19 protein-coding genes and 1 tRNA gene are annotated in these 21,332 nt (G+C 40.0%); 9 read left to right on the forward strand and 11 right to left on the reverse strand.

Annotated elements, in window-relative coordinates; translation table 11 throughout:
* Positions 1-87: 87 nt before the first annotated feature.
* Positions 88-1,395: a rhodanese-like domain-containing protein gene (locus tag ACRC53_RS06480; protein ID WP_438642685.1), complete on the forward strand. Its 1,308-nt coding sequence runs from the start codon at positions 88-90 to the stop codon at positions 1,393-1,395.
* 135 nt (positions 1,396-1,530) lie between these two features.
* On the opposite strand, the gene ACRC53_RS06485 is transcribed toward ACRC53_RS06480, so the two are convergent.
* The 6 genes from ACRC53_RS06485 to ACRC53_RS06510 all read right to left on the reverse strand — a co-directional run bounded on the left by ACRC53_RS06485 (position 1,531) and on the right by ACRC53_RS06510 (position 6,905).
* Positions 1,531-2,157, reverse strand: coding sequence for a CDP-alcohol phosphatidyltransferase family protein (locus tag ACRC53_RS06485; RefSeq protein ID WP_438642686.1), 627 nt, complete (start codon positions 2,155-2,157; stop codon positions 1,531-1,533).
* 2 nt (positions 2,158-2,159) lie between these two features.
* Positions 2,160-2,849, reverse strand: a complete 690-nt coding sequence (locus tag ACRC53_RS06490; protein ID WP_438642687.1) for an ATP-binding cassette domain-containing protein — start codon at positions 2,847-2,849, stop codon at positions 2,160-2,162.
* A gap of 51 nt (positions 2,850-2,900) precedes the next feature.
* Positions 2,901-4,502, reverse strand: a complete 1,602-nt coding sequence (locus tag ACRC53_RS06495) for an ABC transporter permease (RefSeq protein WP_438642688.1) — start codon at positions 4,500-4,502, stop codon at positions 2,901-2,903.
* Between the two features lie 131 nt (positions 4,503-4,633).
* A complete protein-coding gene (locus ACRC53_RS06500) occupies positions 4,634-5,860 on the reverse strand; it encodes an ABC transporter substrate-binding protein (RefSeq protein ID WP_438642689.1) in 1,227 nt (408 codons plus the stop codon).
* A 104-nt stretch (positions 5,861-5,964) separates the two neighbouring features.
* Positions 5,965-6,645, reverse strand: a complete 681-nt coding sequence (locus tag ACRC53_RS06505; RefSeq protein WP_438642690.1) for a TVP38/TMEM64 family protein — start codon at positions 6,643-6,645, stop codon at positions 5,965-5,967.
* A 172-nt stretch (positions 6,646-6,817) separates the two neighbouring features.
* Positions 6,818-6,905 (reverse strand) — tRNA-Ser (locus ACRC53_RS06510).
* Between the two features lie 319 nt (positions 6,906-7,224).
* Between ACRC53_RS06510 and ACRC53_RS06515 the strand changes: the two genes are divergently transcribed.
* Both ACRC53_RS06515 and tusE read left to right on the forward strand, forming a co-directional pair.
* Positions 7,225-7,881, forward strand: a complete 657-nt coding sequence (locus ACRC53_RS06515; RefSeq protein WP_438642691.1) for a Bax inhibitor-1 family protein — start codon at positions 7,225-7,227, stop codon at positions 7,879-7,881.
* 129 nt (positions 7,882-8,010) lie between these two features.
* Entirely contained in the window at positions 8,011-8,340 is a 330-nt protein-coding gene (gene tusE / locus ACRC53_RS06520) for a sulfurtransferase TusE (RefSeq protein WP_438642692.1), read from the forward strand.
* 63 nt (positions 8,341-8,403) lie between these two features.
* Here tusE and yccX read toward each other — a convergent pair whose 3' ends face one another.
* Positions 8,404-8,676 (reverse strand): acylphosphatase, encoded by a 273-nt coding sequence (gene yccX / locus ACRC53_RS06525; RefSeq protein ID WP_438642693.1) that lies wholly within the window; start codon positions 8,674-8,676, stop codon positions 8,404-8,406.
* 362 nt (positions 8,677-9,038) lie between these two features.
* On the opposite strand from yccX, the gene ACRC53_RS06530 reads away from it, so the two are divergent.
* Positions 9,039-10,229 carry a class I SAM-dependent methyltransferase gene (locus tag ACRC53_RS06530; RefSeq protein WP_438642694.1) on the forward strand — a complete coding sequence of 397 codons (1,191 nt, stop codon included), beginning with the start codon at positions 9,039-9,041 and terminating at the stop codon, positions 10,227-10,229.
* A gap of 313 nt (positions 10,230-10,542) precedes the next feature.
* Complete coding sequence (hspQ, locus tag ACRC53_RS06535; RefSeq protein ID WP_438642695.1) at positions 10,543-10,860, forward strand: heat shock protein HspQ; 318 nt, start codon at positions 10,543-10,545, stop codon at positions 10,858-10,860.
* Positions 10,861-11,015: 155 nt separating this feature from the next.
* Here the strand turns inward: hspQ and ACRC53_RS06540 are convergent, their stop codons facing one another.
* Positions 11,016-11,441, reverse strand: coding sequence for a CoA-binding protein (locus ACRC53_RS06540; RefSeq protein ID WP_438642696.1), 426 nt, complete (start codon positions 11,439-11,441; stop codon positions 11,016-11,018).
* A 200-nt stretch (positions 11,442-11,641) separates the two neighbouring features.
* On the opposite strand from ACRC53_RS06540, the gene ACRC53_RS06545 reads away from it, so the two are divergent.
* The 4 genes from ACRC53_RS06545 (at position 11,642) to yccS (ending at position 15,675) form a co-directional block, all read left to right on the forward strand.
* Positions 11,642-12,343: a DUF2057 family protein gene (locus ACRC53_RS06545; protein WP_438642697.1), complete on the forward strand. Its 702-nt coding sequence runs from the start codon at positions 11,642-11,644 to the stop codon at positions 12,341-12,343.
* A gap of 115 nt (positions 12,344-12,458) precedes the next feature.
* Positions 12,459-12,917 (forward strand): methylglyoxal synthase, encoded by a 459-nt coding sequence (locus ACRC53_RS06550; protein WP_438642698.1) that lies wholly within the window; start codon positions 12,459-12,461, stop codon positions 12,915-12,917.
* 117 nt (positions 12,918-13,034) lie between these two features.
* Positions 13,035-13,490 carry a YccF domain-containing protein gene (locus ACRC53_RS06555; RefSeq protein ID WP_438642721.1) on the forward strand — a complete coding sequence of 152 codons (456 nt, stop codon included), beginning with the start codon at positions 13,035-13,037 and terminating at the stop codon, positions 13,488-13,490.
* A 19-nt stretch (positions 13,491-13,509) separates the two neighbouring features.
* Positions 13,510-15,675, forward strand: a complete 2,166-nt coding sequence (yccS, locus tag ACRC53_RS06560; RefSeq protein WP_438642699.1) for a YccS family putative transporter — start codon at positions 13,510-13,512, stop codon at positions 15,673-15,675.
* Positions 15,676-15,691: 16 nt separating this feature from the next.
* On the opposite strand, the gene ACRC53_RS06565 is transcribed toward yccS, so the two are convergent.
* The 3 genes from ACRC53_RS06565 to yebS all read right to left on the reverse strand — a co-directional run bounded on the left by ACRC53_RS06565 (position 15,692) and on the right by yebS (position 21,257).
* Positions 15,692-16,807 carry an FUSC family protein gene (locus ACRC53_RS06565; RefSeq protein ID WP_438642700.1) on the reverse strand — a complete coding sequence of 372 codons (1,116 nt, stop codon included), beginning with the start codon at positions 16,805-16,807 and terminating at the stop codon, positions 15,692-15,694.
* A 579-nt stretch (positions 16,808-17,386) separates the two neighbouring features.
* Positions 17,387-20,047 carry an MlaD family protein gene (locus ACRC53_RS06570; RefSeq protein WP_438642701.1) on the reverse strand — a complete coding sequence of 887 codons (2,661 nt, stop codon included), beginning with the start codon at positions 20,045-20,047 and terminating at the stop codon, positions 17,387-17,389.
* On the reverse strand, positions 20,028-21,257 hold the full coding sequence (yebS, locus tag ACRC53_RS06575; RefSeq protein WP_438642702.1) for a membrane integrity lipid transport subunit YebS: 1,230 nt from the start codon (positions 21,255-21,257) through the stop codon (positions 20,028-20,030). Before yebS ends, ACRC53_RS06570 begins: the two co-directional genes overlap by 20 nt.
* Positions 21,258-21,332: the final 75 nt, after the last annotated feature.

Consider the following 21,332-nt stretch of genomic DNA (forward strand, 5'->3'; position numbering starts at 1 on the left):
TAACGTGCCTTATTAATTTAGAGGATAACCGTGAGTATTCAAAATAAAAAGTTCAAATGCTCCCGAAAACGGGTCAAGCAGTGCATTGTGCTGCTCGTATGGTCAATATTATCCTTTTGGGCATTTTCTGCCGTTGCTAAGGTGATGGATATGCCTGTTGTGTCATTACCAACGCTCTCTGTTCAGCAAGCGATTAGTCAAAATATTCCTCTTATTGATACTCGCCCTAGTGCTAATTATAATGGTTGGCCCGAATCGAAAAGTAAAATAAGTGGGCATGAACCTAATGCATTGAATCTAGCTGCGGTTTGGTTGCCTGATCTTGATAATCTGCAATTACGTAAACTATTAGCACAAAAAAAATTGATAGCCGAAAAACCTATTGCATTATATGGTTCAGAAGCAGAAATTAAACAAGTACAACAGCGTTTAATGGCATTGGGTTTTCACTCTATTTATCGCTTAACTGATGCATTAACTGATGTTAACCGATTGAGTGTGCTTCCCCGTTATACAAAACTGGTTCCTGCAAATTGGTTAGCTGATTTAATTTCCGGAAAACCTGTGGTGCATGCACCAGAAAAAAATTGGAAAGTGATTGCTGTTGAGTGGGGGATGCCTAAGGCCTATTTGCTTGGCCATATTCCAAACTCTGGATATATTGATACTAATTCACTTGAATCAAAACCGCTATGGAATAAGGTTGATAATATTGCACTAAATAAGTTGCTTTTAGAGCAAGGTATTACTGTTGATACGCCCGTAATTTTATATGGCCGTGAAACAATGGCTGCAGCCCGAGCAGCAAATATTTTAATGTATGTAGGTGTAAAAGATGTGCGTTTACTTGATGGAGGGTGGTCAGCATGGAAAAAAGCAGATTACCCAACAGAATTAGGATTCCCTACATCAACAATACCGGCTAAAAACTTTGGTGCTACTATTCCCGTTCATCCCGAATATCTAACTTCACTAGCGCAGGCAAAAGAGATGTTACAACAAAAAAATACATCTTTAGTCAGTATTCGTAGCTGGCCTGAGTTTATTGGTGAAACCAGTGGTTATAGTTATATTAACGCTAAAGGGGATATTCCTGGTGCGAAATGGGGCGGTGGTGGTAGTGATGCCAGCCATGTAGAAGATCTGCATAATCCTGATGGGACAATGCGTACCGCATCTGAATTACAGACGATGTGGAAGAGTTGGAATATTCAGCCTACAGATAAGATAGCATTTTATTGTGGTACGGGCTGGCGTGCTTCTGAAGCCTTTTTTTATGCATGGATTATGGGTTGGAAAAGTGTCAGTGTTTATGATGGCGGTTGGTATGAGTGGAGTTTAGACCCAACAAATCCCATTATTACAGGTGAGCGTAAAGCGCAACAGATTCAATAATATCAGTATGACTTACCATGTAATGAATAAATTAATAATAGATGCGATAAAATAATAAAAACCGGTGTAATAATCAATGTTATTACACCGGTTTTATATTAACTGCAGTGCTTGCATGATGAGAAGTAAATATCATTATTTTGATAGGGTTGATTGAGAGGAGAACATTTTCCAACCAGCATAAATACGCGTTAGGGTAGTAATTAGGCAAAGTGCTGAGAACAGATAGGCCAGCAGATTAAAGTGTTGTGGAAATAAACACATTAAAGTGAACATTAAAATGGTTTCACTCGCCTCAGTTAATCCACCCAAGTAGTAAAAACTTTTTTTCGGATAGATGGTACTGGCTAACCCCTGCTTTTCGGCAATAGTAGCAAATGCTAAGAAGCTGCAACCGGTTCCAATAAACGCATAAATTAGCGTTGCTGCTGCGAGTGCATTCTCTACCGGAGAATAGAGTGCAAAACCCAGTGGAACGGCAGAATAAAATAAAAAATCGAGTACAATATCTAAAAATCCACCCCGATCTGTTGGCTGATTTAAACGGGCAACAGTGCCGTCTAAGCCATCAAAAAGACGGTTAATCAGTATTGCTATAAGTGCCCATAATGGTAACTGAAATGCCAATAAGGGAATGACACTAATACCAATAGCAAACCCACATAAAGTAAGCCGATCTGCGGTGAAACCCAATTGTATTGCACGGTATGCCAGCCATATTTGTGCTGGGCGAGTATGTGTTAAAACAAACCGATCAAGCATTATTATACGTTCTCTGAGGGGGATATTGTCCGTGTTAGCTCAATAATTTTCCCATGAGGTGGAATATCGATATGATCATGAGTTACCAACAGTGTCGGAATTTGTCGTTTGACTATTTGTGTGTAAACAAATTCTCGTAACTGTTGCCTGTGTATTTGGTCAAGTTTAGAAAAAGGCTCATCAAGCAGTAGCGCACATGGTGCAGCAAGAAGTGTGCGTAATAGACTGACTCGTGCGCGTTGCCCACCAGAAAGTGTTTGTGGGTAGCGATGATAAAAGCCATTTAGCCCTGTTTCTGATAATGCTTGTTCGATCTCCTCTTGTCTTTCTGTTTTACTTTTTCCAGCGGGAAGTGCAAAAGCCAAGTTTCCCCCTACAGTTAAATGTGGGAAGAGCAGGTCATCTTGAAAAAGAATACCTATTTTCCGTTGTTCTGTAGGGAGTAAATCAACCCGTACCTCGTTTAACCAGATTGTACCATGAGCTTGAAATACGGGATCAAGATGACCAATTATCCAGTTCAACAGAGTGGATTTGCCACATCCTGAAGATCCCATAAGGGTTATAATCTCTCCTCCCGTAGCACTCACATTCAGTGGGCCAAGCGGTAAAAAAGTATGTGTAGAGGACGGGGCCGCTTGTAAAAAAACGTTATCAAGTTTTAAGCTGTTTGCTAAGTGGGAAGTACTCAAATTAGATAATATCCTTCAAGAGTTAAAATCAGTGTGCTGTATATCCTACAATTAAGATCTGTTTTTTTGCTTTTGTGCAAAATATGTAGCGAACACAAATGCACAAAGTGGTAATAAAGTTTGTAGTAAAGTCTGAATCGCTAATATTTGGCGATTACCACCTGAACTGAGTGTAACCGTTTCGGTTGTTACGGTAGATATTTTACCTGCACCAGCAAAAAGAGTGGGTAAATATTGCGTTACACTGACTGAAACACCCACGGCACATGCAAATAAAATAGGTTGGCGCAGTAATGGCCATTTAATATATAAGCAACTTTTCCAATGGCTATAACCTAACGTTTTTGCAGTTATCACAAACCGAGGATCAATAGCACGATAAGGGCCGCTAAGTATTAATAACATGTAAGGAAAAACCCACAGTAAATGACTCCAGATTACTGCGCTATTATTACCATCAAGTTGTGTATGTAATAAAACCAAATATTGTGCACTTGCTAGAGGAAGTGCGGGAATAACTAACGGGAAATAGAGTAATGAATGTAAGCGTTTAGAGCCCCACTCTAACCATAAAAGGGAGACCATTAACGCAATAATAACGCTGACAAGCGCAATGAAAAAAGTATGGAGCAAGGGGGTGTAATCGTGATTTAGCCACCGATGAATATTGATATGGGCAGGCCAGCCAGCAGGAAAAAACCATCCATCAGCAATAGACCAAAGTATAATAACGAGCAAACTAAGCCAGCCGAAAAGAAAAGATAACTCGCATAATAGATACTGAATACACGTTGATACATATCGCAAAATACGGGTGATTGTGCCTGTGATAATAGAGTTAGAGTGGTTTTTTTCACAACATGCGTTGTACCACCGAACACCGCTAGGGTGTTGCCAACAGGGTGTGATAATGCGCCATATTATAGTACTACACAGGTATAATCCAAATAGTAAGCAGGGAAGTAGTAACGCTGCGATATATCCTTGTTGCTGGATCTGAATATCAGGATCGTGAAGCCATTGATTGATAAGTACCGCCAATGTAGGAGGCGTTGTTGGCCCAAGAATCAACGCCATATCTACGACCGACAGGCTATAAGCAGCAACAGCAATCAAAGGCCACTTCAGTTGGGGTAGTAGCTGCGGTAGTAGAATATACCACCAAATTTGTTGATGTGCATAACCTAAGCTACGAGCAACGGTGAGTTGCTGTTGTATCGCTTTTTTTTGCAATAATGCAGACATAGCCCAAAGTAAAAACCAACTCTCTTTGATAGCCAGAGCCACGGTCAATGTGATGGCATAAGGATCATGGATGGTTTGCCACATTGGAGGGCTAGACCATGCAAAAAGAGGGGTAAGTAAACGGGAGAACCAACCTGAAGGGGCAATTAAAAACGCAATACCAACAGCAAATGCAAGGTGAGGCAGTGCTAAAAACAGTGGTAGTTGGTAGCCAGTTTTATGCCAACGCCGGTGTGGATAGGTACTAACAACGGTAAATAACATCAGCCCTAAAGCCAGTAATGTAGAGCTCATTGTTGAGCTGAGAGTTAATAAGAGTGCAGGTAAAAATTGTGGTGCAATAAACAAACTATGCCATACAGGTACAGAGAAAAAAGGGGCTGCTGTTTGTAGTAAGCCAATAATCACCGGTATAAATATCAACCCGACTAGTAGGATTGAAAAAACAGAAATCCATCTTATCTGTATGTATCGGCTCATATAATCATCAATTTTTCTGTTGTGATAACATGCACAAAAGCATGTATTGTCTTAATAAGTTAGCGTCCATAACGGCGTAACCACTCTTGTTCTAAAGGTGTAATCCAACTGACATGAGGCTCAATTAATATTGGTGTTTCTGATATTTTTAAGGGATGGCCACTGGCCGAAAGTGTTGGATTTTGTGGTATGGCCAATGTTGAGTGCGTGGAACTTAACACGGAAGGATCACCCCATATTGTGATGTCTGCTTTACGTTGTTGTGCTGAAGCAGACAGTAAGAAATTGGTGAAAACTTGTGCGGCTGCTTTGGCACTTGAATTAAATGGAATGGCCAGATAGTGAACATTACCGATCATCCCGGCAGAAAAACCAAAGCTATATGTACTTGGCGGTAAGCGATTTTGTTGCACGAAACTGGCCGCCTCGTTTGGGTTAAAGCTCAGTGACAACACAAGCTCCCCATCTGCTAACATAGTATTCATGGTGGCTGCATTTAAAGGAAAACTGTGCCCCTGTCGCCATAAAAAGGGATGCAGTTGATCAAGGTAGTGCCAAAGAGGTGCAGTTGCCTGCCTAAATACTTGTTCAGATACAGGCTGTTGCAATAACGTAGGGGTAGGTGTAAGCGCAATTAATAACTGTTTTAAGAGTGCTACACAGTGAAAATCAGGGGGCTGTGGATAAGTGACTCGGCCTGGGTGTTGACGAGCAAATGTGAGTAGCTTGGCTGCAGATGTTGGTGGCGTAGTCGTATATTGCTGGTCAGTAATAAAGGTGAGTTGTGCTAACCCCCATGGTGCTTCGAACCCCTCAGTAGGCTCAGAAAAATCAACTGTGACAGGTTTTGATTTATCCACATATTGCCAGTTAGGTAAATGCTCTACCCACGGGCCATATAGTAATCCTGATTGTTTTAATGTATGAAAGCTTTCACCGTTGACCCACAACAGGTCAACAGAACCCTGTTCTGTTTTACCGGCCTTTTTTTCTGCTTGAATACGGGCAATCGCCTCGTCAATGTTGGCTATTTTGACAAGTACAACATTAATACCGTAGCGTTTTTTCGCCTCTTTCGCTGCCCATTGCAAATAATCATTGGCATTTTCATTACCACCCCATGCATTAAAGTAGAGTGTTTGCCCTTGGGCTTGTTGCTCAAGCGTTTTCCACGATGTGGTACTTGCAGTAGTAGGCTCTATAATGGTTTTGGTATGGCCTGTGTGCAAATAGCTTAAACAAAAAATAAGGACTAAAGTGGTGAAATTGTGTAGGCGGGTAAACATGGATCATTATCCTTGCGGAAAACTAATAGCGTGAATATTAAATATACAATAGGGAAGCAATATACTCATGGTAGTATAAGCTAAATTAATACTTGTTCACGCATTTACTTATTTGTAGATTTAGTGTGCAGATTAATACATTTTTTTATAAAAACAGGAAATATACCGATAAGCAACAAAGAGCTAAAAACTGTGGGTGATAAAATATCTGTAAGATAACGAATTTGGCTAAGTTGAGTTCCTGCATTTACATAAATTAGTGCAGCAGGTAGCATGCCAAGCTGACTTACCCAATAATATGTGCGGCTACGGATCTGTGTTAACCCCATTAAAATATTAACTAAAAAAAATGGAAATAGCGGAATTAAGCGTAACGTTAATAAATACAGTAATCCCTCTTTGGTTAATCCAGCATTAATTATTTGTAAACGTGCTGGGAAATGCTGCTCTACGCTCTCTTTCAGGCAATAACGAGCAACCCAAAAAGCCAGTGTAGCGCCAATACTAGAGGCAAAAGAGACTAACAAAACGCCTTGCGCTAATCCAAACAGTGCGCCAGTAGCCAACGTCATAATAGTTGCACCAGGTAAAGAGAGCATCGCAACAGTAATATAGAGTGTAAAAGTGACTAACCATGCCTGAAGCGGGGCGGTATTACGCCAGTGCAATAAATTGGTATAACTCTCTTTGAGGTGTTCGAGAGTCAAAATATGCTGTAGTCCAAAAATAAAATAGAGTGAAATCAGCATAATAAGTAATGCACCTAGCCCTAACTTTCGGTACATAGCGAGCAGTTCCTTGCGTATATAAAATCACGGTATTACAGTACAGAAAAGAGAGTACAGAACGAAAATAGAAACGTATTGGGATAAAGTAAAAGAGAGTAAATTAAAGAATAGCTGACAATATTACGGGAAGGTACAAAAGTGAAGAGATAAGAAAGTGTATAGACCCAAGTGGCGGAGGAGGTGAGATTCGAACTCACGAACGCTTTCGCGTCGCCGGTTTTCAAGACCGGTGCCTTCAACCGCTCGGCCACTCCTCCACTTGGGTGATGTGCACTATAGAGATCTACTTTACTCATGTAAACCCCCTATAAAACTGAATGCGCATATTTTCAACATCCCGCACGTTTTATCGGCACTTTTATCTGATTTTGTGTTCAAAATGTTCAAACACATAGACTTGAACTTCGTCACACAAGCCTATATATAGGAAACATAATCCACAATAATCCGCTATGATACCGGAACAAAAACAATACTCAGGCCACTACAGCAGTAATTTTGCGTAATGTGCTTTTTGCTGTGTACATTTTTCACAACATGACGTTATTTTTTTGATTGATAAATAAGGATAAGACCATGGAACCTATCGTTATCACACAACGTGAAACGAGTTTGCTAAGTACACATAAGGTGTTGCGAAATACCTATTTTTTGCTTGGTTTAACACTCGCTTTTTCTGCCGCTATTGCAACAACCAGTATGCTGATGGGGTGGCCGCGCCCAGGTTTTCTGTTAACACTGGTGGGTTTTTATGGCCTGCTATTTATGACTGAACGTTACGCTAATAGTGCGAAAGGGCTAATCGCTGTTTTTGCACTAACAGGTTTTATGGGTTATACCCTTGGCCCATTGCTGGGTGCATTTTTAAAAGCCGGAGCTGGTGATGTTATTCTTACTGCACTAGGCGGTACCGCATTAGTCTTTTTCAGCTGTTCGGCATATGTGCTTACAACCCGTAAAGATATGTCTTTTATGGGCGGGATGCTGACCGCAGGCGCAATTGCACTGTTAATCCTGATGGTGGCGGGGATCTTCTTACAGATGCCTGCAATGAATCTGGCTATTAGCGCACTGTTTGTTCTGTTCTCATCGGGCATGATTTTGTTTGAAACCAGCAATATTATTCATGGCGGTGAAACTAACTATATTCGTGCAACAGTCAGCCTATATGTTTCTTTGTATAACTTGTTTATCAGTTTACTGAGTATTTTAGGTATTATGCGCGACGAATAATCTGCGCGATAACTGAATACGTCATATAATTATCATTTAGCCGAGTATTACTCTGCACATGAACATCAAGCCCTGCTTTTAGCAGGGTTTTTTACTCAATAACCTGATTAAGTAAGAAGCAGAAAATCCATGTTGGAATATCAAGGCCATCAGATTGAAACTGATGCGAAAGGTTATCTAAAAAATAGTCAAGACTGGCATGAAGCCTTAGCCGAGCTCATAGCACAGGACGAAGGGATTACACTTTCAGAGGCACATTGGGAAGTTATACGCTTTGTACGTGAATTTTACCAAGAATATAACACCTCACCGGCTATTCGAATGCTAGTAAAAGCCATGGCACAAAAATACGGTGAAGAGAAGGGTAATAGCCGCTATTTATACAAACTGTTTCCAGAAGGCCCAGCCAAACAAGCTACAAAAATTGCCGGTTTACCTAAACCAGTAAAGTGTATTTGATAGAATTACCACATTATCTTATCTGTTAATCACCTTATCAGTAAGCTGTGAATCGTTGTCTACTTAACGTATTTCAAACTCGGTGAGCTCACAAAAAGGCACTTCTTCAGCCATTAAACACTCTACATTGGCTGAACGAGGGCCTTCACTGAGCCAGTTGATTAGCATATTGATTGCCAGTTCATCACCACAGGCCAAAACCTCTACTCGGCCATCATTTAGATTACGTGCATAGCCTTTTAGACCGAGCCGCTGGGCTTGTTGTTGAGTAAAATAGCGAAACCCTACCCCTTGAACATAGCCTGCAATACAGATTTTCATACTGATCTTACTCATACATCATCTCTCTTTGAAAATAGTAGGCTAAGTAGCATGGCTATAAATGGTAATAAATGTGTCATCAGAACTAAATCGGTTATGTATTAACGATATTTCTGTTTATATTTTAACCTAATCACACCTAAAGTATATGACATTAATGTGAGCATTGAGCACTTATCCTGTGCGATATCAGAATATTTAACACCTTGATGATTATTGGAAAAAGCATGTTTAATGCTCTGTATTACAGCGTATTATTTTTGTTTGGCGATAAAACAACCAAGACAAAAGCAGATAGCCAAGCCTGTTGATTGCATTTATACGATAGCTCACCGAGAATAGTGATCTGTTGTGGTAAAACTTTGAGCACATAAACTATGTCTGCACGTGTAATTTTGGCAAAAGGCCGTGAAAAATCGCTGTTACGCCGTCATCCTTGGATCTTTTCAGGCGCTATTGAGCGTGTTGAAGGAAAACCACTTTCTGGTGAAACCGTTGATGTATGTGATAAGGGAGGCCATTTTCTGGCTCGAGCAGCATGGTCTGCTGATTCACAAATTCGCGCCCGTGTGTGGACATTTGACCACAATGAAGAGATCGATCAGGCGTTTTTTGTTCGTAAACTTAAGCAAGCACAAGCATGGCGTAATGTGATAGCGGCGCGTGATGATCTAACCGGTTATCGCTTGATTGCAGCGGAATCAGACGGTTTACCAGGGATCACTATTGATCGCTACGATAATTATTTGGTGCTGCAACTGCTCTCTGCTGGGGCCGATTTCCAGCGTCTCACCTTAATAAATGCGCTACGTGAATGTTATCCAGAGTGCAATATTTACGAGCGTTCTGATGTTGCTGTGCGCAAAAAAGAGGGATTGATTGAAACTACAGGTGTACTCTTCGGTGAAGAGCCTCCTAAATATCTGCCAATTCGTGAAAACGGTGTGCAGATTATGGTGGATATTAAAGGTGGCCATAAAACCGGTTTTTATCTTGATCAGCGCGAGAGCCGTTTATCTGCCAGCCGCTATGTGGCAGGAAAGCGCGTATTAAACTGTTTTTGTTATACCGGTGCATTTGGTCTGTTTGCTCTCAAAGGTAGTTGTGACAGCGTTGTTAACGTTGATATTTCTCAGCCCGCTCTTGATATTGCTCGCCAAAATGCAGAATTGAACGGTTTTGATATGAGTAAAGCGGAGTTTATCCGTGCTGATGTGTTCAAATTACTGCGAGAATACCGTGATAGGAGCGAAAAATTTGATGTCATCATCATGGACCCACCAAAATTTGTTGAGAATAAAAGCCAACTGGCCGGTGGTTGCCGTGGTTACAAAGACATCAATATGCTGGCGATGCAGCTTTTAAATCCTGAAGGCATGCTGTTGAGCTACTCCTGTTCAGGTCTGATGGAGTCAGGTCTTTTCCAAAAAATTTTAGCTGATGCTGCGCTTGATGCTAAACGTGAAGTGCAGTTTGTCGATTACTTTTCACAAGCGGCTGATCACCCAGTCATCAGTAGTTATCCAGAAGGCTTATACTTAAAGGGATTTGCATGTCGTGTTATCTAAGTGCATAACAGTAGACCATTTTTGTACTGCTATTTTATCTGATATAGACACTTTATTGCTTACAAAGTAAGGCAAGCATCATTGCTACATTTGTCAACAAAACAGAGTGCTCATACACAGTGATGCGCTATAAATGCACTATACTGATAAGATAAGTATTTATAAGATAAGCAAAGTATAAGTAGACTTTGCTTATCTTGCGTTACGTAGTATTAAACCATTAGAAAGGCATAATATTTTTTCGTTATACTTGATATTTTGTAATGAGTCCCCCAGATTGAGAGAGAGCCACAAGGTATGTAAGGAGGACATCATGATTGCCGTAAAATTTAAACCAGGGCAGCAAGTTCGCCATAAGATGTTAGGCTTTCTTGGGGTTATTCTTGATGTCGATGCGAGTTATTCATTACAAGAGCCAACACCCGCAGAGATGGGTTTGGATGAAGCCTTATGCAGAGCACCTTGGTATCATGTATTGATTCAAAATGAAAATGGTGAACCTGTACATACTTATATTGCTGAAGTTCAGCTTGATCGAGAAACACAACCCTTGCATCCTGATCAACCCGATATGGATGATATAGCCGAAGCCATTCAAGAGCAGCTCGCATTACCTCTTACGTTACATTAATGTTATTGCCAAATACGTAAAGCATATCAGTGTATTTTTACTTTTTTTAGAGTAGCAAACGTTAACATTTTACGCTTGCTACTTATTTTTCTCTTTTTACACTGATTTTATGCGTAAATTAACAATATACACTTGAGTATGTAATGGCTAAGTGCTTATTCGGCATTGGGTTTTGCTAATTTAAGACGTGGTAACTCAATTTTAGGGCAACGATCCATTACGACGTGTAATCCTGCAGAGAAAGCTAAGGTTGCTGCCTCTTCATTGATGATACCGAGTTGTAACCATAAGGTTTTTGCGCGGATAGCTATAGCCTCTTGTGCAATAGCATAAGCGGCATCAGCACTGCGAAAAACATCAACCATATCAATCGGTTCACTTATCTCACTCAAACTCGCTTGTACAGCTTGGCCCAAAATTATACTTCCTGCTAAACCGGGATTTACCGGAATAACCCGATAGCCCTGCTGTAAAAGATAGTTCATCACCCGATAACTTGGCCGTTCAGGTTTATTGCTTGCTCCAACGAGTGCAATGGTGCGAGTGGTTTGTAATATCTGTTTGATACTCTGATCGTTCATCGCAAACTCCTGTGAGTAAATTGGTAACTGGGTTGATCTGCATCACAGCTTTATATCTGTCTCAGGAAGTGATTGCAAAGTGTTGTATGATTCAGCATCGTTTGATTCAAAATTTTGCTTAAAATGGCATCCGTAAATACCCTCAAAAAATTGCTATTGCCATTGATAGTACAACACTCAGTCAATAATAGGAGATCCACATGAAATTGCGCCATCTTTACGCTGGGATGCTGGCGTTATCTTGTTCTGCACCTTTGTTAGCCGCTAATCTTAACGTATCGAATAATATCGAATTACTGATGGTTGATGGTAATAAAGTGCCAAGCAGCCTATTAAAATCAACAAATCATATCAAATTACCCAATAGCACCAGTCAAATTTTGTTTCGTGTAGAGAAAATTGTTCGTTCAGGTTCTGATCAAACACTGTTTACGTCGTCACCTATTATTGTCTCTTTTGAAACCACTGCCGATCAAAATGTATCAATCGCTTTACCACGCTTGGATACTGACAGTGAAGGGAAGCGTTTTAACCAAGCATTAAATTTTCATTTAGTCGACCAAACGGGAAAAAATATTCCGTATAAATCTGATGTTCTTAATGTAGATGGTTTGATGTCATCTCGTAATATGCAAGATGCACTGGCAAGTTATAACCACTCTAATGCCGCGGCTGCATTAGCCGATTTTGCACCAGTAACAGCAGCATTAGCTGTACCGACTACAACAAATGTTGTTACGCCTATAACGCCAGTCTCTAACACACAAACGGTTAGCCAACAAACAGTGACGTTAAAAGGTGAGAACGTATCAGAACAAATGTTGCAATATTGGTTTCAGCAGGCAGATACTAAAACACAGCAACGTTTTATGCAGTGGGCACAAAGTCATGCGCGTAAATAAATGTTATCAGCCTAAATGGTGATTTAATTTTTAGAAAGATAAATGTTAATAGGCGTTATTTTAACCAATAAAGCTATTTGTTGAAAAAACGCCACCCTTAATAAGGAAGTCTGTTATGTATACTACAACCCGTATTATGCCAGCACGTAAGCAAGTGGCATTGGTTGCACATGACCATTGTAAAGAGGCGTTATTGCATTGGGTAAATGAGAATATTGAAAAACTTCGTGAGCATGATTTGTATGCAACAGGTACAACAGGAGCAATGATTTCACGATCTACTGGATTATCTATCAATAGCTTACTCAGTGGCCCGATGGGAGGGGATCAACAGCTCGGAGCCTATATATCAGAAGGCAAAATTGATGTGCTATTTTTCTTTTGGGATCCACTCAATGCAGTACCACATGATCCTGATGTGAAAGCGTTGCTGCGGATTTCTGCTGTTTGGAATATTCCCATTGCTACTAATCGTTCTAGTGCCAATTTCTTGGTCAATTCAGCTCTGTTTTCTGAAGCGGTCAGTATTGAGATCCCCGACTATCCCCGTTATTTACATGAGCGTTTAGGCTGATTTTGTCTGTAATAGTATAAATAGCTGACGTTCAATAAAGAAGAACCTGCCGTTTTACACAAAAAAACGTTAGAATCAGTAAAGTTACAGCCTTTAATATCGAGGAATACCCTGATGATGGCGACTATACTGAACATTTTTAACTTTGTGATGGGCGGGTTTATTACCACTTTAGGTTGGCTGCTGGCAACGCTGCTAAGTATTGTTTGTATTATTACCTTGCCTTTAACCCGTTCATGCTGGGAAATCACTAAAATGTCGTTAGTTCCTTATGGTAACGATGTAGTGAAAGTGGACGATCTTGAAAATCGCAGTAATAGTATCTTGTCTGCGGGTGGTTTTATCTTAAATATTATTTGGTTTGTTGTTGCTGGCTGGTGGCTATGTATTGTTCATATCATGGTCGGTATTACACAATGTATTACGATTATTGGTATTCCTGTTGGGATAGCGCATTTCAAATTAGCCATTGTTGCGCTTTGGCCAGTAGGTCGCCGAGTCGTATCTAATGATATTGCTCGTCAGATCCGCGCTGAAAAAAACTCTATAACATTAGATCGTTATCGCCGTTAACTCAGTTAGGAATACAGCAGTGCCGTTTGTAGGTTTGTTATCTCAATATCGTCATTTATTTAATAACAGCCGAGTTTTGTACTGTTTACAAATTTTTGTAGCATTAAGCGGCGCTGCACTTTTCCCCTGGCTAATGGGCGATGTCCTTTCAACAATACCCGTGACACTGGGTGTTGTTGCCGCCGCACTTACTGATTTAGATGACAGACTAACTGGCCGATTACGTAATATATTTATCACATTACTCTGTTTTTTGGTGGCATCTGTCTCTATTGAGTTACTGTTTCCATACCCAGAGTTATTTGCAATAGGGCTGCTACTCTCTTCATTTAGTTTTATTATGTTAGGTACGCTTGGTCAGCGTTATGCCACGATTGCATTTGGCGCACTGCTCATAGCCATTTATACCATGTTAGGGATTTCACTGTATGATAATTGGTATCAGCAGCCCACAATGTTATTGGCAGGGGCGCTCTGGTATAGCGTAGTGTCACTACTGGGTTATATATTACGCCCTGTACGTCCAGTACAAGAGAATTTGGCTGCGTGTTACGAACAATTAGCATGCTATTTAGATGCAAAAAGTGAGTTTTTTGATCCTGATGATGCAAATCGTTACGATGATGTACAAATCAGTGTTGCATTGAGCAATGGAACACTTGTCAGTACACTTAATAAAACAAAATTGTCACTGTTTGCTCGTTTGAAAGGCGATCGTGGTCAGCGCAGTACACGCCGATTATTACGTTATTATTTTGTGGCACAAGATATCCATGAGCGCGCAAGTTCTACACATCATCAATATCGTGCATTAGCACAGCGTTTTTGCCATTCTGATGTTTTGTTTCGTTTTCAGCGCCTATTAATGTTACAGGCAAAAGCCTGTCGGCAGTTAGCACAAGCCATTCTTAACGGAAATGAGTATCATCATGATTTTCGTTTTGAGCGGGCATTTTTATTGCTAAAAAGTGCGCTAGAACAACACAAGTCTGAACAAAAAGAAGATAAGCGATTATTGGCATCCCTAGGTTTTGTATTGCGAAATTTGCAGGCTATTGACTGGCAACTCGCTCATATAAACTCCGATAAAATGATCAATATGCCGCAAGATAATACGCTGGCTGATGATGGTCTACACAGCTTTTCTGATATCTGGCGGCGTATTAGTGATCAATTAACGCCAGGCTCTGCACTGTTTCGGCATGCAGTAAGAATGTCACTAGTATTATGTGCAGGATATGCACTGATTATGGCATTCAATATGGAGCGTGGTTATTGGATTTTACTTACAAGCTTATTTGTTTGCCAGCCAAATTATAGTGCTACACAATTACGATTACGTCAGCGAGTACTCGGTACATTAGCAGGTATTCTTGCTGGTTTGCCACTGCTCTATATTATTCCCTCAGTAGAAGGGCAGTTATTGTTAATTGTATTACTTGGCGTGCTATTTTTTGCTTTTCGTACAGTACAGTATGGTTATGCTACAGCATTTATTACGATGTTGGTGTTGTTCTGTTTTAACCTTATGGGGGCTGGATTTGATGTTGCTATTCCTCGAATCACCGATACATTAATTGGCTGTGCGATTGCATGGCTTGCTGTGACCTATATCTGGCCAGATTGGCGCTATCGCCGTTTACCTCGTGTAATGCAGCATGCTATTGAAAGCAATGCCCTCTATTTAACTGAAGTTATTGCTCAATATCAACAGGGAAAAGAGGATAGTTTACGCTATCGTATTGCACGCCGTGCAGCACATAATGCTGATGCAGAATTAGCATCAGTAATCTCGAATATGACGACTGAGCCTCTAAAGTCACGCATCATTTTAGATGAGAGCTTTCGGGTTTTGTGTTTAAATCATGCTATGTTAGGGTATATTTCTGCGCTCGGCGCACATCGAAGTAAATTGCCAGAAAATACAGATGCTCGTAGATTACTCAAACATGTCACACAGCATATTTTATCGCAATTACAGATAATGTCAGCCCAATTACAAGAGTCACCTGTATCTACTAAACACAATAATACACATGCCTTTTCTCAATCACTATTAGAGCAAGATTTACAAGACAGTGACACTCGTTTTGTATTACAACAATTAGGTTTGATTAACCGCATGTTAGATGAACTTAACTCATTATCTCAAAAAATAAATTGCCGTTACCAAGAGAGTAAATAAAACGATATTTATATCATCAAGAGTGAAAGGATCTTTTTTTAAGATAGAGATCAAATAACATTAGCATAGGCAGATAAACACCGAAACCCACTAATACACCTAAAAAGCGATAAATGCCGTAATGGTCATTCATAAATGATGCTGAGTTATGTACACATACCATTAATAATCCAATCGCAAACTGAGTGCCAATATATGATGATTCAGTACGGCTATCTTGCAGTGTTTTACCAATGGCAGTACCCATTAACGTTAATGTCATTAATAAAACATAGGAAGAAAAATAAACACTAATAATATTAAATATCATGCCGACAATCGCACCGAGTAAACAACCAATAGCACGATAGTGCAGCTTAGTCATAATTGCAGTGGGTAATTTTGTTAATGTGACAGTACGAGGTTGGTTTGATACAGCTAAAATAGTAACTGCAGCTTGAATGAACATAGAAGTGTGGGAGAACAGGGTTATCATTGGTGTTAAACTAATCGATAATCCTGCAAGTAATGAAAATGGAATGTAATTTGATTTTTGAAGGCTAATTGTAGGTTTTGCTATGGTGGCATTTTTAGTTGATATTTTATTTCGTTTGAAAAACCAGCATATAATACCACTAATAATAATTGTTGATATCGAACCTAAAATAACATCACCAGCACGCATGACACCAATTTGAATAATATTTTGTTCAGGATAAGAAAAAGCATAACCAACAATCAGCGTAAAGGTTAATCCAAAAAATAAAATAGCATAATTATACTCATCTGATGCTGTGTTCGTATAGTAAGCAGTGATACAGTTCACGATAAAAAATAGGCTACAAACAAGGAGTAATGATAATTGATCTTTAAAAAGAAGAACAAATAGTGTACCGCACACCCCTCCAATTAGTGTACCTATAATACGCAATACTCCACGCTTAAATGTTTGAATAAATAGTGGCCGCATAACAACGTATGCACTAAATGCTGCCCACGTGGTATATTCAAATTTTAATAAATGAGCTAAATATATGGATATTGCCACCGCTAATACAGACGCAAAAACATCAATTATTGAAACTTTCTTAAAATCACTTTCAAGAATAAGTTGTTTACTTTTGCCTACAATATTATTAAGTATGTGATTCATATTAGAAACGCGAGGTGTGTATATGAGAGGTTATCTATCTTTATAGCATTACATAATTATAGGCTCTCTGCAATCGAATGAGTAATTCAGTATGTATCTAAAAAGACAATATACTACAGTATGTATAGTATAAGGACGTATATAGGGTCATGATGAGTATTATTTTTTATCGGTAGTGTTTTATATTTGAATCCTCTTAAAGGATAGAGTAGTGAGTAGGCAATCTGATAGTAGAGATATTACATATAAAGTGACGGTGAGCATGATATGCACCAATAACAAGTAATGTTAGCCAGCGTTAAGACTTATATCGTTTGTTAGCATTTATTTTGTAGTAAGAGAGATAAAAAGAGGCCAGAAACGATTCCTGTATCTGGCCCAGGGGAATGGCTCTTTGTAGAGCCGTGCGCTAACTGGTGGAGTAAATCAATGAGTGACAATTCGCTCATAGGTTTAAGCGTAGCGAAGATATACAAGAAATCCAGCTCATAAATGCAATTTTTACAAAATTGTCACACTGACCGATTTCTTGCTATCTATCATTTCAATTACCGATTAAATATCGCTTTTTATTTGCATCTACTTTAACGGTATTGCAGTTGTCCAATTGTTAGCCCCTTCAGGCATTTTATCGTTTAAAACATAGTGATTTTTTCGTTTAGCAACAGGTGCAAGCGGTGTAGTAGGGGGGGTTGCAAATGAGATCCCGCCGCGTAATAACTGATTTAATGTGCCAGATGTTGCTACGCCTGAGAACAGACTAAAATCAATGTTATAGCCTGAGTTCAACCAAAACACAGTGTTTTTACGCACTAAATTTTGGTAATCACGATTAACTCTGGCTTGAATATGTACACGATCAGCTAATTGGCTGAGATTAAAATCTGTCACAATACCCACTTCTACACCACGATATAATAGTGGTGTGCCGACACTTAATGAACCAACATCAGAAGCGTCTAACACAATTTGTAAGCCATCAAGATAGCGTGATGCAACAATACTGGGTGGATACAGTTCAAACTGTCGGCTATGTACGCCATTTCCAGGTTCGGTACTAATATAAGGGCTAAGAATGCTATCTATATTGTAAACGCCTGATGTGGTGATTTCAGGCGTTACTAGTGTAAAACGCGTGCCTTCACGTGCAAATTGCGTATCGTATTGTGGATATAAAATAGCACTAATTTCAACGTGGCTATGATCGTTAGCGAGTTTGGTGCCTAGCACTTGCCCAACAGTGATGCCTAAATAACGAATTGGCATATTAGTACTGATTTTAGCAGCATCATCACTGGTTAAGATGATTTGTCGGCCAATGGCTTTTGCTGCATTTTCTGAAGCATAAAGAGGCCGTAATTGCCCTTTAATGAACGGCGTTTTACTGAGGTTATCCATACTGATTGCCCCTTTTAACGCACGTGTTAAAGGGGTTGCTTGTACAGAAATACCATTCGTGCCTATGTCAACTTTTGCGCCACCTTCAGCCCAAAAAACACTCTCAGGCGTGAGTAAATACCGATATGCAGGATCAATAAAGACAGCGACATCAAACTCACCTTGAACAGTTGGTTTGATAGCCAATAGTTGGCCGATTGGAAATTTACGGTATAAGACAACAGAGCCTTCTTGAATATCCGGTAATTCTTTTGCGCGTAGCGTTAATGTGCTTTTTAAATCATCGTAATTAATACCAGAAAGTGCGCTTTTGCTATCACTAAATAGGGTATACGTTTTTTTAACAGAGTGAGATGTTGTTGTATGGGAGCTATTAATGAGTGCTATCCCACCTTGCACCCACTCTTGTGCTGATGCACCTTTGACTTCCACCCCATTGAGCCCCATTTGTACATTAATACGGCTAACCGCAGCAAAACGGCTATTACCTTGTACTAAATGACGATAACGCGGTTCAACTACCACTGAGAAGCGTACACCTTGAGGTAATAACTCACGGGTTAATACTTGCCCGATAATAATACCGTTTAGCCATAAGGGTTGATTGACATCTACCCCAAATGATTGCGGCGCTTCGAGTGATAATGTGAGTGCACCTTCTGTTTGTTGTAGTATTTGGTTTTCATCTAATACGGTAAATTGGCTAATCGGCAAGCCTTCCCCAGGAATAAGTTGTAAAGTTGGGCCTGTGAGTAAACTGCTAATTCCAGCAGGGTTTGCCAAAGAGAATGATGCGTTCTCAAGCTTAATATGTGTGTTTGTGCGTAACAGTTCTTTAATTGAAGGGTCAACAACCATAACACCTGTAACTGAACCTTTTTTATCTAATGTAAGATCCGTTAACACCCCGACTTTTAGCCCCTGATACATCAAAGGAGTACTGCCTGCTTTCAGCCCATTTGCATGAGGAAACGCTAAAGCAATTTTTAGCCCACGTTGGCTGGCTGCTAAATCAGGATACAGTGAGTAGGTTGAATCATCGCTCGCATTTGTACTGTTAGAAGGAGAGTCAAACGCAATAGCCCCATTGATTAATGCATTGAGACTTTCTAGTTTAATGGATGCACCCGCAAGGCTAATATCGGCTTGTACACCACTGGTATTCCAAAAACGGGTATTGGTTTTTACTAGATGTGCAAACTGCTTTTCGATCAAAATATCAATAATGACCCCTTCATTGTCAGTTGCAATACGGTAATCATTGACATGGCCAACAGGAATTTTACGGTAATACACCTGTGAACCGGTAGATAATGAGCCTAAATCCTCTGTTTTTAAGTGAATTTGTAAATCGCCATTATATTCACGGTAACGTGGTGGGGTAGTCAGCGCAGTAAAAGAGTGAGCATATGCACCACTGCCAGGAAGCATATTAATATAGTTACCTGAAACTAAAGCGTCTAATCCTGATATTCCAGCAAGTGATGCTTTAGGCGTGACTAACCAAAACTGAGTATCTTGATGCAAAGTATCAGAGGCCTGGCTATAAATATCAGCCGTAACATTAACACCTTTGAGATCAGTCGCCAGTGTTACTTTACGCACCATACCAACTTCTAACCCCTGAAAGCGAATTGGCGTACGATTTGGCACAATACCTGATGCAGAACTAAAGTGAATGGTAATCTGTTCACCTTGTTCGCGTAGCGTGTAGTAAACCAAACTCAACGCAATGGTGATGGCAATAAAAGGTAGAATCCAAAATGGCGAAACACGGCGTTTTGTTTTAACTTTTGCCATTTCAGGCTCAACTGGTGGGGTATTAGTCTTTTGCATGAACATCCCAGATTAAACGGGTATCAAACCACTCCGCAGCTATCATAGTGAGATACACTGCGGCACCAAAAAAGAGTGCTGCTGGGCCTAAGGTAAATGAAAGGATTTGATCGCGATCCACCAAAGACATCATCAAAGCAAGAACAAACAGATCAAGCATTGACCAGCGGCCAACAAGCGCAACAAATTTAAACAGTGCTAATCGTTGTTTCTTATATCCACGTACATTTAACTGTACGGATATCAACAGTGTTAACATGACAATCACTTTGATTAAAGGCACTAAAATACTGGCTATAAATACAATGCTGGCAATAGGAATATTGCCAGACTGAACTAGCGTGATAATGCCAGACATAATTGTGTCCTCAACCCGCGTACCTCGTACATATAAAATTGAAATCGGCAAAAAATTAGCAGGAAGTAGCATGATGATAGCGGCTAAAACAGCGGCCCATGTTTTTTGTAAACTTTGCTTATAGCGATAGCGCATTTTCATCAAACAACGTGGGCAACGGCCGGCTGAATTAGATACACCGTGATAGTGGCAATGCGTGCAAAAATTGATAGTATTCTTTTGTGATTGCGGTACCAAGTAAATAGCATGTTGTGGGTAATAGCGTTGCCATAACTGAGCAGCATTAAAATGAATCAACAACAGTGTAAATAACACAACAAGCAAAAAGAAAGCCAATAAACCAGGCCCAGCACTTAAATAGGCATAATCTCGAATTTTAAACGCAGTTACACCAAGAGCTAAAAGATAAACATCTAGCATCGCCCACTCGTGCAGCTTTCCAAGCACGAGCAAACAAGGGCGTAATGAGCGATTAAATCGGCGAGCTAACCACAAATAAAAGAGACCACCGGCAAACAGTAGCGGTGCAGCAATCGCACAGAATAAAACCAGTGCTGCAGTGATCGGAAAACCCTGCCAAGCCATCTGCCAGATCCCTTCCCAGACAGATGCATTAATATCTATACCAAAAAGATTAATTTTTAGAAGTGGCTGGGAAAATGCTAAGGGCATCAGAATTAAAACGGCCAGAGCCACTGCCGCTAAACGATTTAAAGACCAATCACGCCCGTATGCAATCGTTGACATACAGCGTGGGCATTGCGCATTTTGGTTCCGTTTTAGAGACGGAAGTTGGGTTTGATAACCACAGTAAATGCACGTTGTGGTTTTATGGTTCATCGTTTTCAATACAGGCATAGGCCACTATTCTACCTAATATTGTACTTTAGTGCGCCTTATTATGAGGTATCAACTTGAAATTGCGGTATTATT

This window comes from Plesiomonas sp. (assembly GCF_051652165.1).
Classification (GTDB): Bacteria; Pseudomonadota; Gammaproteobacteria; order Enterobacterales; family CAMTGL01; genus Plesiomonas.